Raw genomic sequence first — 10,461 nt, 5'->3', positions numbered from 1 at the left:
ATCCAAATGGAAGTGTTTCGAATTTAGGCTACAGCCAACCGCGACGGGTCGCCTGGACGCCGGCCTGGAAACGCGTACTCGCGCCCAGCCGTTCCAGCAGACTCGCGGTGCGCCGCACCACGGTTCGCCGCGACAGCCCGAGCCGGCGCGCAATGGTGTCATCGGTGGCGCCCATGCTCATGAGCGTCAGGATGGCGCGATCGCGTTCGTCGAGCGCCTCCGACGGATTCACCGAAATCGGTGTGGCCATGGACCACAACGCGTCGAAGGTCTTGATCAGCAGATCCAAGGTGGGCGATGGACCGACCCGCACGCCCATGGGATCGCCGCGGCGTTCGTCGGTGTGCAGCACCAGCACCGCCCGCCGGTCATCGGCGACGATCAGCTTCATCGGCGGATCCGGCAGCGTACGCGCTTGTGCGCCAACGGCATTGGTGGCCAGCACGTGACGCAGCCGCTCGGCGTCCTGGTAGATCGTCTCCTGATACAGCGTGCGGTAGTCGATACCCGCTTGGATGCGTGCGGATTTCAGCTCGAAGAGCCGTTCCTCGGTATCCACGTCCGACAGGAACGGGCCCCGCTCAACGACTTTCACACAAGCGTGTGCCGTGTGCTGCAGGTCCTCGAAATCGGCCAGCAGCTGGCGGCGCTCGTACACCGCCACCACCGCGCCGTCGGCATCGGTGGTGCGCCGCACCGAGCGGAAGGTCTCACCCAGCCGGGCCGCGGCCGACTGCATACGCAGCATGTCGTGATTGCGGCGCCGGGTCTCGGCCTCCGACAAGGCTTCCGGAGCGTGTGCGTCCCAGCGCACGATGCCGCTGGCCTCGGTGAGCCGCACGGCGGCCTCGAGATGGCACAGGGCTTCGAGGGCCGCCTCGGCCACGCGGGGCGGACAATTCAATCGCTCGGCTACTTCATGCGCCGTCGAGCGGGGGTGTTGCACGAGAATCGCGTAAGTGCGGCCGTGCAGCGAGGCCGGGTCGAATAGGTCGTCCAGTGTCGTCACCGCGCCCACCGGCATACGCCGGTCCGGAAATCTTCCGTTCGAAGGGGCGGGTGAACGCTCTACTGGTCCGGGCCCCACTGCTGCTGCATGATTACGCCCTTGCTGGCTAGCCATGGCAGCGGATCCATCTTGTTTCCGGCGGCATCCCATACCTCCAAATGCAAATGAGGCCCTGTGGACTGACCGCGATTTCCGACAGTGGCGATGACGTCGCCGGCGTTGACCCGCTGCCCGGACTGCACGAACATGTCGTTCACGTGGCCGTAGACAGCGGTGGTGCCGTCGTCCTGCAGGACGCGCACCCAGAGGCCGAAGCCCGATGCCGGACCGGCCTCCACCACGGTTCCGCCCATGACGGAATGGATGGGGGCGCCGAGCTGGTCGGCGAAGTCGACACCGTAATGCATGGCGCCCCAACGGGCGCCGAAGCCGGAGCTGATCACACCGGCCACGGGGCGGACGGCGGGCGCCGGAGCGATCTGCTGCTGCAGGGCCTTCAGCGTCTGCTCGGCCTGGGCCAGCGGATTGGCGATCTCCGGCGGGAGATTCTGGAGCCCGAAGGGCGCGCTCACCGGGGCGGCGACGGCCTGGGCGTCGGTGACCACGGGGGCCGCCGGAGCCGGGGCCTGGCCCGCGATCTCCTTCAGCTCGGTGGCCGGCTGCGCGGCGTCGGCCAATTCGGCCTCGTCGGCGACCGTCTTGGTCTCGTGATTGGGCAGCAGCGGCGCGGCATTGGCCAGCGCGGGAACCAGCTGCGAGGCGGTGCCGATGAGGGCGCCCGCGGCGACCGCGGCTCCGGCGGCGACCTTCACGCGGTCGGCGGTGGTGGGTTCGGCGCGGTGCCGACGGCGAGCGGCGGCGCCAGCACGGCCGGCACCAGAATCACCAAGCAAGTCCATAACTGATACGGAGTTCGCGGTCTCTCTGTGGTGCGGCAAAGCTCGTCCTAGCGTTCGGGGATCCGTAACGATTCGGTATCGCTGTGACGGAAACTGTACTCGCTCGTGACCATTCCGCAACCTTCTGAGCCGTAACACCAGCGAAAACGCAGGTCACAGAACTGAACACTTGATCACGAACGGTAACGAGGAGGCACACTGTGTGTGTGATTCTCGAGGACCTGGGTACCCCGATCGTTTTGGCGCCGATGGCCGGCGGGCCGTCCACCCCGGAGCTGGCGGCAGCCGTCTCCGATGCGGGTGGATTGGGATTCATCGCCGCCGGATATCTCAGCGCGGCGGCGCTGGGTGAGCGAGTCAAGAGCACGCGCGCCTTGACCTCCGCGCCGTTCGGCGTGAACCTCTTCTATCCGTCCGCGCCCGCTTCGCCCGAACTGTTCTCTTCTTATGTGGAGGCGCTGGCGCGCGAATTCCCGGTCGGCGAGCCGCGCTACGACACCGACGACTGGGCGGCCAAGCTCGATCTGCTGACCGCCGAACCGGTGGCGGTGGTCTCGTGCACCTTCGGCTGCCCGTCGGCCGCCGAGATCGAGCGGCTGCGCGCGGCGGGATCGGAGGTGTGGGTGACGGTCACGTCGGTGGCCGAGGCCCGGCACGCGAGCGCGGCCGGCGCCGATGTGCTCATTGCCCAGGGCGCGGAGGCGGGCGGGCATCGCGGCACCTTCGCGGATCGGCCCGAGGACGATGTGACCGATCCGCTGGGGCTGCTGGCGCTGCTGCAATTGCTCCTTGCCGATACCGACCGGCCGGTGGTCGCGGCGGGCGGCATCGCCACCGGCGCCGGCGTCGCCGCCGCGCTGTCCGCGGGGGCCGCCGCGGCGCAATTGGGCACCGTGTTCCTGCGCTGCCCCGAGGCCGGCACCGCGCCGCTGGTGCGCGATGCCGTGGTGCTCGACACTCCCACCATGCTCACCCGCGCCTTCACCGGCCGCCTGGCCCGCGGGCTGCGCAACCGGTTCATGCTCGAGCACCCGAACGCTCCAGCCGCCTATCCCGAGATCCATTACGCCACCGGCCCGCTGCGCGCCGCCGCGCGCGCCGAGGGCAATGCCGACGCGGTGAATCTCTGGGCTGGTCAGGCGCATTCGCTCACCCCCGAGCTACCGGCCGGCGAGCTGGTCCGCAAGCTGTCCGAGGAGGCGAAAACCGCTCTACAGCGGGCACTTTCACGGCGAATCCAGGGTTGTTGACAACGTTTTTCGTTTAGACTCGGCTGACACCATCCGCCATCCCATGAGGAGAGCGATATGTCACTCGACGTACCCACCGCACTGCTCGAACGCGCTGAACGCGGTGAAGTCAGCGACGACGAGTTCGTCGAATGTGTCCGTAACTCACTGCCATACGCCTACGAGGTAGTCAGCCGAGTGGCCGCCGATCTGCACTCCGGCACCGATGAATTCGCCGACAACATCATCCCGCCGCCGGACGAGACCGCCCGCGGCCAGCTGCTGCGCGCCATGGCCTCCGATGCCATCCGCGGCGGCCTGGAACGCCACTTCGGCGTGAAACTCGCCTTCCAGAACTGCCACCGCGTCGCCGCCTTCCCGCTCACCGCGGTCGGCGGAGACACCTACAGCACCTTCATCTCCACCCGCGCCCAGCTGCTGAATCAGAGCCCCGAGCTCCGCAACTGCTGAGACGCGAATCCGTTCGGCGCGACCGGCAATCCGGTCGCGCCGAGCTGTACGCGGCGAAAACCGCATCGGGCGCGCGTGGCGAGAGGCCACTATCCTGCAGGCAGCACTACAGAATTCAGCCTTCGAGGAGTATCCGTGCCCAGCGAGCAGGCAGCCGACACCTTCGACCTCTGGGACCAGGACGGCGACGGCCTCATTTCCGCCGACGACATCCTCGCGGGCATCACCGCACTGGGACTCGAGATCGATATCGACGACGTCCACCGTCTCGTCGCGGCCGCCGACACCAACGGCGACTTCTTGATCTCCCGTGCGGAATTCGACGCCGCGCGATTGGGCCGCGATCCGGAGATCACCAACGCCGACGCCGCATTCGACACTTTCGACGCCAACAAGAACAACCTGATCGAGGTGGACGAACTCGAGTCGCTTCTGCGCACCTGCCCGACCCTCAGCGAGGAATCCGCGGAGTCCCTCCTGTCCGCCGCGGATCACGACGGCGACGGCCACCTCTCCCGCGCCGAATTCACCGCGCTGCTGGCCAAACTCGCCGAATAGACCGGCTAGCCGTCCAGCAATCGGCCGCCTACGTTCGGCAGCGTGCGCAGCTGCCTGCGGGAGGTGACGCCCAGCTTGCGGAAGATGTTGCGCAGGTGGGCGTCGACGGTGCGTGGACTCAGAAATAGTTGTGCCGCAACCTCTTTGGAGGTGGCGCCGGTGGCCACCAGGCGAGCGATGTTGAGTTCCTGCATGGTGAGCTGCTCGTAGACCGGCCGGGTGCGGCTGCGGGCCTGTTCGCCGGTGGCACGCAGTTCGGCGGCGCGGCGGGCGAAGGCTTCCATGCCGATGGCGGACAGCGATTCGTGGGCGAGGCGCAACCGATCGCGGGATTCGCGGCGGCGGCCCTGGCGGCGCAGCCATTCGCCGTAGCGCAGGTGTGCTCGCGCGCGGGCGGGGAGCACGGCCGCGCGGTCCAGGTGGTCGAGGGATTCGCGATAGTCGTCCTCGCTGTCCGACAGCAGCGCCCGCGCGGCAGCGGCAACGCCCAGGGCCCACGGGGTTTCGGCGGCTTCGGCCCGATCGGTCAGCTCTTCGGCGGCGATGGCGGCGATGGCGCGCTCGCCGGTGCGGACGGCGGCCTCCACCACCTCCGGAAGCGCGACAGCGGTGAGGAACAGTGCCCGGTGTTCGGTGACCCGCAGGGCCGAGGCCAGCGCCGCGGCGTAGTCGCCGACGGCCATGCTCGACACCGCCTGCGCCCAATGGACATTGGCGATCACCTGCTCCTCGCCGCGGGTTCTGGCCGCGATCAGGATCTGCTCCGCCAGTTCGTCCAGTTCGGCGCGGCGGCCGCGCATGGCGGCCAGATGCAGTCTCGGATAGACCTGCGGTTCGGTTCCGAAGGCATCGGCGATCGCCTCCTCCTCGGCAATGGCCGCGGCCGCGGCGGCGAAATCGCCGGCGTGCACGCCGGAGGTCGCGAGCTGGGCCAGGCCGAGCCGCAGCAGGAGGGGTGAGCCGGATTCGCGGCCCACCGTCACGAGCCGGTCGGTAATGCGGGCGTGCGTGTCCAGATCCCACATCTCCCCCGCCAGGATCACCCCCAGCGCGGGATGCCGGGTCCACAGTGCGCTGTCACTGTCGGCCAGGATGGGCCGCAGGACCGCCGCGGCGCCGCGATGATCACGGGCGGCCAGCAGCACCATGGCGTCGAGCAGCGCATCCGCTCCGCTCGGCGGTCGTGGTGCGGGCGGGGCGGAGCGCGCCGCGTCCGCCACCATGTCCATGACACCGCTGGACCGGCCGACGTTCAACGCCATCTCGAACGCCTCCAAGTAGCAGTCCCGCGACAGCCGCGGGTCGATGGCGGCCAGGCGGCGGGCGGCGCGCAACATGAAGCCGGGGCCGTCGCCATCGGTCTGGCGCAGGAAGGAGAGCGCGGTACACCGCGGAGCGGGCCAGCGGATGGCAGAAGCGCACGCGTGCACCGAATTCCGCCAGGCCCCCGGTGTCCGTGGCAGCCGGAACCTCGATTCCGGAACGCTCGACGGCCGCCCACAGCAATCCGGGATCACCGGTGGGCTCGGCACTGGCGATGATCAGCAACAGCCGGTTGGGCTCGGGCAGGGCCGCCAGCCTGGAACGGAAACTGTGCTCGATGGCGGCGGCCACCGGATACTCGTCCGGGCGCGCGAAACCGCCCGCCAGGCCCGCGCTGCGCGGCAATTCCAAGAGCGCGAGCGGGTTTCCCCGCGATTCGGCGAGAATGCGCTCGCGCACACGGGCATCCAGCGGGACCCTGATCCCCGCGGCCAGCAGGGCCCGCGCCTCCGCCTCCGGCAGTCCGGTGAGATCGACGCCGGGCAGTGCGTCCAATGCCGTTGTGCGAACCGGGATCCGGGAGGCGAGCAGCACCGCGACGGACTCGGATCCGATACGCCGTCCCAGAAACGACAGGACCACCGCGGAGGCGTCATCGATCCACTGGGCATCGTCGATCACACACAGCACCGGCTGCTCCCGACCGGCCGCGGTCAGCAGCTCCAGCAGACCGACCCCGATGCCGAACAGGTCCGGGGCGGCATCGGTGAGACCGAACGCGGCCTCGAGCGCCCGGCGGTGCGGTGGCGGCAGGCCATCCAGATAGGAGAGGACCGGCCGGCACATCTGGTGCAGCACGGCGAACGGCATCTCGACCTCGAACTCCGAACCGGTGGCGTGGAGTACGCGGAAACCGGTGGCGAGGCGCCCTGCCTCCGCCAACAGGGCCGACTTGCCGATACCGGGCTCACCCCGAAGCACCAGCGCAGCTCCGGCGCCCTCGCGGGTGGAGGCGAGCAGTTCCGTAAGGCGGCGAATCGGCTCCCGCCGACCCACCAGACCGATATCCGCCGTCATTGGCCGGATTCTAGGCAAAGGCCGCATTCACCCGGATAGGCGATTTCCGCCGACGCGAGCACCGATCTCGCGATGTGACGCTGTGTACCACCGAACAGGAGGCACACCGTGATCACCGAAATCGACACCGCCGCAGCCATTGTCGCCATTCACGACATACACGTCGCGGCGCCCCTGCGCCGAGTGTGGGAGCTGCACACCGATATCGCCGCATGGACCGGCTGGCAGCCGGACATCACCGCCGCCGCGATCGACGGTCCGATCCAGCCGGGCACCGTATTCCGCTGGAGCACCTTCGGACCCGATATCGAATCCACCATCTACGCGGTGGACGACCCGCACCGCATCGTGTGGGGCGGTCCGGCGCACGGCATCACCGGCATCCACGTATGGGAATTCACCGAGGAGGACGGCGGCGTACGCATCCGCACCGAGGAATCCTGGGACGGCGCACCCATTCGCGCGGACGTCGACGGGATGCGCACCGCACTCGACGGCGCGCTGACCTCGTGGCTGGGCCATCTGAAGCGGACAGCCGAGAACCCGCGCCGATGAAGACCGCCACGCAGGCGCACGCCGCCCCAGCGCACGCCGCCCGTGCGACCGTGCTGGCCGCCGCCATGCTGACCATCATGGCCCCGGCCGTCATCGCGCACACCGGTCCGGCCGTGGTCGGCGCGGTGATCGCCGCGACCACCCTCAGCAGTGTCGGTGGCGCCCTGGCCTTTCCGAGACTGCGGGCCCGCTGGAGCCCGAACACCCTCACCGCGGCAGGCATCGGCCTGCTGGGCATCGGCTGGATCCTCATCGGTACCGCGAGCACCGTCGCCCAGGTGACGGCCGGACTGCTCGCCGGCGGGTTCGGACTCGGTTTCGCCGTACCCAACCTGAATCTGAGACTGAGCGACCTCGCGCCCGCCGCCGGCCGCGGGCGCGTGCTCAGCGGCCTGGTCACCGGAATCTTCCTCGGCCAGTTCCTCTCCCCATTGATCGTGCAGCCGATCGTCGAGGCCACCGGCATCGGCGGCGCGTTCGGCTGGACCGGCATCGCCATGACCCTCGGGGCGGCGCTCGCCGCCCTGTCCCGACCCATCCACAGCAAAGGAACAAGGAAATGATCTACCACGGCAACCGCTTCACCCTCCGCGCCGACGCCTCCCCCGAAGCCATCGAGGAAGCCCTCGAAAGCCTGCGCAACCAGGGCCGGGTCATCCCCTCGGTCAAGTCCTTCGTCGTCGGCCCCGATTTCGGCGGCGAATTCGAATGGGGCGCAGTCTTCGTCATCGAGGACCTCGACGGCTACTGGGAGTACCTGATGCACCCGGCCCACCGCAATACCGACCGTGTGGGCCTGCCCCTGGTCGACAAGTTCGCCTCCTTCGACATCACCGACGACCCGGATCCGGAGCTGGGCCAGAAGATCGCCGAACTGCACCAGCGCCGCTACAGCAGCGATCCCGAGCTGACCAAGCTGGTCTCCGACCTCGGCGAGTACAGCGGCAGCGCCGCCCCCGGCCCGCACGGCCGGTGATGACCCCCGCTAGCTCGGCTCCGCCGGGCGCACCATGGTCAACTGGTGCACCCGCTCGCCCCGGTAGCGCATGCCGGCGATCGGCGGGGCCGGGTCCAGCGGTGTGAACCCCATTCGAGTGAAAAACCGGACGGCTCGGGTGTTCTCGACCTGCGTCTGCAAATGGCAGCCGGGCGAACCATGCTCATCGAGCCGTTCGAACCATCGGGTCATGAGTCCGGCGGCGGCTCCGGTGCCGCGCGCCTCGGCCGCCACCGCGATGTGCAGGTGCGCGGGCCAGCGCGGGTCCGTGAAATCACCCGCGGTCGGTTCCCAGCGGATCCTGGCCGCAACGGTGTCGATCATGGCGCGCCCGAAGAAGGCGGCGGACTTCCTGCGCAGGAACAACCGGTGCTCCCGAATGGCTCGGCCGATCCGCTCCTCCTCGCTCGGGAATTTCGCGCCGTCCAAGCACCCGGCCAGATATCCGGTCAGCTTCCCGTCCACGACCGCCACGAGCAAGGATTCGGGTTCCAGCTCCACATAGGGGTCGAGATAGATCGCCGCCTCCGACTCTGGATCCCCCCACAACGAGGCAACGGGCGACCCAGCCCCCGCCCGGCCATACAACTCCCGCAGTCCCGCCGAATCCCCCGCCACGAACCCACGAATCTCCATGCCCACCTTCCTATCCGACTACGACGCCGAGCAGCACGACAAGGTGGGGGCGGCATGGGCGCGCTCAGACCTCCAGGAGTTTGCGTTTGAGGACCTTGCCCGTGGGGTTGCGGGGCAGCTCGTCGATGAAGACCACGTCGCGCGGCACCTTGTAGCGGGCCAGGTTGGATTTCACGAAGTCCTTGACCTCGTCCTCGGTCAGGGTGCGCTGCTCGTGGACGACCACGAAGGCCTTCAGGCGGGCGCCGAATTTTTCGTCGGGGACGCCGAGGACCGCGGCTTCCTGGACGTGCGGGTGGGTGTGCAGGAGCTCTTCGACCTCGGCGGGGAAGACGTTCTCGCCGCCGGAGACGATCATGTCGTCATCGCGGCCGTCGATGTAGAGGCGGCCCTCGGCGTCGAAATGGCCGACGTCGCCGGAGGACATGAGGCCGTGCAGCCGCTCTTTGTGGCCGCCGCCGGTGTAGCCCTCGAACTGGATGGTGTTGCCGACGAAGATGCGGCCGGTGACGCCGGGTTCCTCGACGCGGCGGCCATTCTCGTCGAGGATTTCCACGCGGCAGCCGAGCACCGGGCTGCCGACGCAACCGGGTTCGAGCGCCAGATCCGCGGGCGTGGCGATGGTGGCGTAGGCGACCTCGGTGGAGCCGTACAGGTTGTAGAGCACCGGCCCGAAGGTGGTGATGACCTCCTTGGCCAGCTGCGCGCCCAGCTGGGAACCGCCGACGAAGATGATGCGCAGGGCCGTCAGATCGTGGGCGGTGAAGGCCTGCGGGCCCAGATCCACCATGCGCTGCAGCATGACCGGCACCGCCCACATGGTGGTGACGCGATGGGCGGCGAGGCTGTCGATGGTGGCCTGCGGGTCGAAGCGGCGGCGGATCACCAGGGTGGAGCCGAAGCCGAGAGTCAGCATGGCGCAGGCGAATCCGAGGGTGTGGAAGATGGGCGCGGGGCATTCGGTGACCTCGCCGGCGCGGAAGGGCACCTTCGAGAGCAGGGCGCCCAGCGGGGCGAGGGATCTCGGCTCCGGGCGGGGCGCGCCCTTGGGCGTGCCGGTGGTGCCGCTGGTCAGCAGGATCAGCTTGGGCGAGACGCCGGGCGCGGGCGGCGCCTTCGAATCGCCCGCTGCGATCAGCGCTTCCAGGCTGTCGGGGCGCTCGGTATCGGTCCAGGCGCGGAAGCTGCCGCGGCGCGGGCTCACCTCGCCGAGCATCGAGGCGTATTCCTCGTCGTAGACGAGCAGATCGGTGCCCTCGCGGGCGGCCACGTCCCGGATCTGCGGTCCGGCGAAATCGGTGTTCAGCAGGATGATCCGGGCGCCGCACTTGGCCGCGGCGAAGACCGCGTCGAGCAGGCCCCGGTGATTGCGCGCCAGGATTGCCACCCCCTCGCCGCCGCGCAGTCCGCGCGCCCGCCAGGCATTGGCCAGCCGGTTGGACCGTTCCTCCAGCTCCGCGAAGGTCAGCGAGCCGAGGTCGTCGATGAGCGCGGTGCGATTCGGATGCCGCGCCGCCGACAGGGCGAGCGAGGCCCCGAGGGTCCCGTAGCGCAGCATGGCGGTGGCCGCCGACACCATGGTGGCCGGCGATTCGATGCCGACCAGGCCGGATTGCACGACCAGTCGCGCCGATTCGGCCTCGGTCCACAACCGGGCCCCGACCGCGCGAAGCAAACCGATGGTCATGCCCGAACCCCCTGCTCGAACGCCGAATCTCCCTGAGCGCGCAGCGCTTTCACCCGGACCTCCTCGTCCATCCCCACTTT

12 protein-coding genes are annotated in these 10,461 nt (G+C 69.2%); 6 read left to right on the top strand and 6 right to left on the bottom strand.

Annotation, left to right across the window (positions count from 1 at the left end):
• Positions 1-28 precede the first annotated feature (28 nt).
• Together ACFVIV_RS02275 and ACFVIV_RS02270 are read right to left on the bottom strand one after the other, a co-directional pair.
• Positions 29-1,009, bottom strand: coding sequence for a LuxR C-terminal-related transcriptional regulator (locus ACFVIV_RS02275; RefSeq protein ID WP_379192939.1), 981 nt, complete (start codon positions 1,007-1,009; stop codon positions 29-31).
• A gap of 59 nt (positions 1,010-1,068) precedes the next feature.
• Positions 1,069-1,908, bottom strand: a complete 840-nt coding sequence (locus ACFVIV_RS02270) for a M23 family metallopeptidase (RefSeq protein ID WP_379192938.1) — start codon at positions 1,906-1,908, stop codon at positions 1,069-1,071.
• Between the two features lie 206 nt (positions 1,909-2,114).
• Between ACFVIV_RS02270 and ACFVIV_RS02265 the strand changes: the two genes are divergently transcribed.
• From ACFVIV_RS02265 to ACFVIV_RS02255, 3 genes are all read left to right on the top strand, one after another.
• Positions 2,115-3,158, top strand: coding sequence for an NAD(P)H-dependent flavin oxidoreductase (locus ACFVIV_RS02265; RefSeq protein WP_379192937.1), 1,044 nt, complete (start codon positions 2,115-2,117; stop codon positions 3,156-3,158).
• 57 nt (positions 3,159-3,215) lie between these two features.
• Positions 3,216-3,608 (top strand): SCO5389 family protein, encoded by a 393-nt coding sequence (locus ACFVIV_RS02260; protein WP_379192936.1) that lies wholly within the window; start codon positions 3,216-3,218, stop codon positions 3,606-3,608.
• Between the two features lie 135 nt (positions 3,609-3,743).
• Positions 3,744-4,166: an EF-hand domain-containing protein gene (locus ACFVIV_RS02255; protein ID WP_379192935.1), complete on the top strand. Its 423-nt coding sequence runs from the start codon at positions 3,744-3,746 to the stop codon at positions 4,164-4,166.
• 5 nt (positions 4,167-4,171) lie between these two features.
• On the opposite strand, the gene ACFVIV_RS02250 is transcribed toward ACFVIV_RS02255, so the two are convergent.
• Together ACFVIV_RS02250 and ACFVIV_RS02245 are read right to left on the bottom strand one after the other, a co-directional pair.
• Positions 4,172-4,360 (bottom strand): helix-turn-helix transcriptional regulator, encoded by a 189-nt coding sequence (locus tag ACFVIV_RS02250; RefSeq protein WP_379193109.1) that lies wholly within the window; start codon positions 4,358-4,360, stop codon positions 4,172-4,174.
• Positions 4,361-5,291: 931 nt separating this feature from the next.
• Positions 5,292-6,506, bottom strand: coding sequence for an AAA family ATPase (locus ACFVIV_RS02245; protein ID WP_379192934.1), 1,215 nt, complete (start codon positions 6,504-6,506; stop codon positions 5,292-5,294).
• 108 nt (positions 6,507-6,614) lie between these two features.
• On the opposite strand from ACFVIV_RS02245, the gene ACFVIV_RS02240 reads away from it, so the two are divergent.
• From ACFVIV_RS02240 to ACFVIV_RS02230, 3 genes are read left to right on the top strand one after another with little or no spacing between them, the layout of a single operon-like run.
• Positions 6,615-7,061, top strand: a complete 447-nt coding sequence (locus ACFVIV_RS02240) for an SRPBCC family protein (RefSeq protein ID WP_379192933.1) — start codon at positions 6,615-6,617, stop codon at positions 7,059-7,061.
• Positions 7,058-7,624: an MFS transporter gene (locus tag ACFVIV_RS02235; protein WP_379192932.1), complete on the top strand. Its 567-nt coding sequence runs from the start codon at positions 7,058-7,060 to the stop codon at positions 7,622-7,624. Before ACFVIV_RS02240 ends, ACFVIV_RS02235 begins: the two co-directional genes overlap by 4 nt.
• The gene (locus ACFVIV_RS02230; protein WP_379192931.1) at positions 7,621-8,037 is read left to right on the top strand and encodes a Dabb family protein; all 417 of its coding nucleotides are present in this window, start codon (positions 7,621-7,623) and stop codon (positions 8,035-8,037) included. The genes ACFVIV_RS02235 and ACFVIV_RS02230 overlap by 4 nt, the downstream gene beginning before the upstream one ends.
• 9 nt (positions 8,038-8,046) lie before the next feature.
• On the opposite strand, the gene ACFVIV_RS02225 is transcribed toward ACFVIV_RS02230, so the two are convergent.
• Both ACFVIV_RS02225 and ACFVIV_RS02220 read right to left on the bottom strand, forming a co-directional pair.
• Positions 8,047-8,694, bottom strand: a complete 648-nt coding sequence (locus ACFVIV_RS02225; protein ID WP_379192930.1) for a GNAT family N-acetyltransferase — start codon at positions 8,692-8,694, stop codon at positions 8,047-8,049.
• A gap of 64 nt (positions 8,695-8,758) precedes the next feature.
• The gene (locus ACFVIV_RS02220; protein WP_379192929.1) at positions 8,759-10,381 is read right to left on the bottom strand and encodes an acyl-CoA synthetase; all 1,623 of its coding nucleotides are present in this window, start codon (positions 10,379-10,381) and stop codon (positions 8,759-8,761) included.
• Positions 10,382-10,461: the final 80 nt, after the last annotated feature.

This window comes from Nocardia sp. NPDC127526 (genome assembly GCF_042672265.1).
GTDB lineage: Bacteria > Actinomycetota > Actinomycetes > Mycobacteriales > Mycobacteriaceae > Nocardia.
Note: the sequence above shows the minus strand (reverse complement) of the source record. Positions and strands in the feature narration are given on the sequence as shown.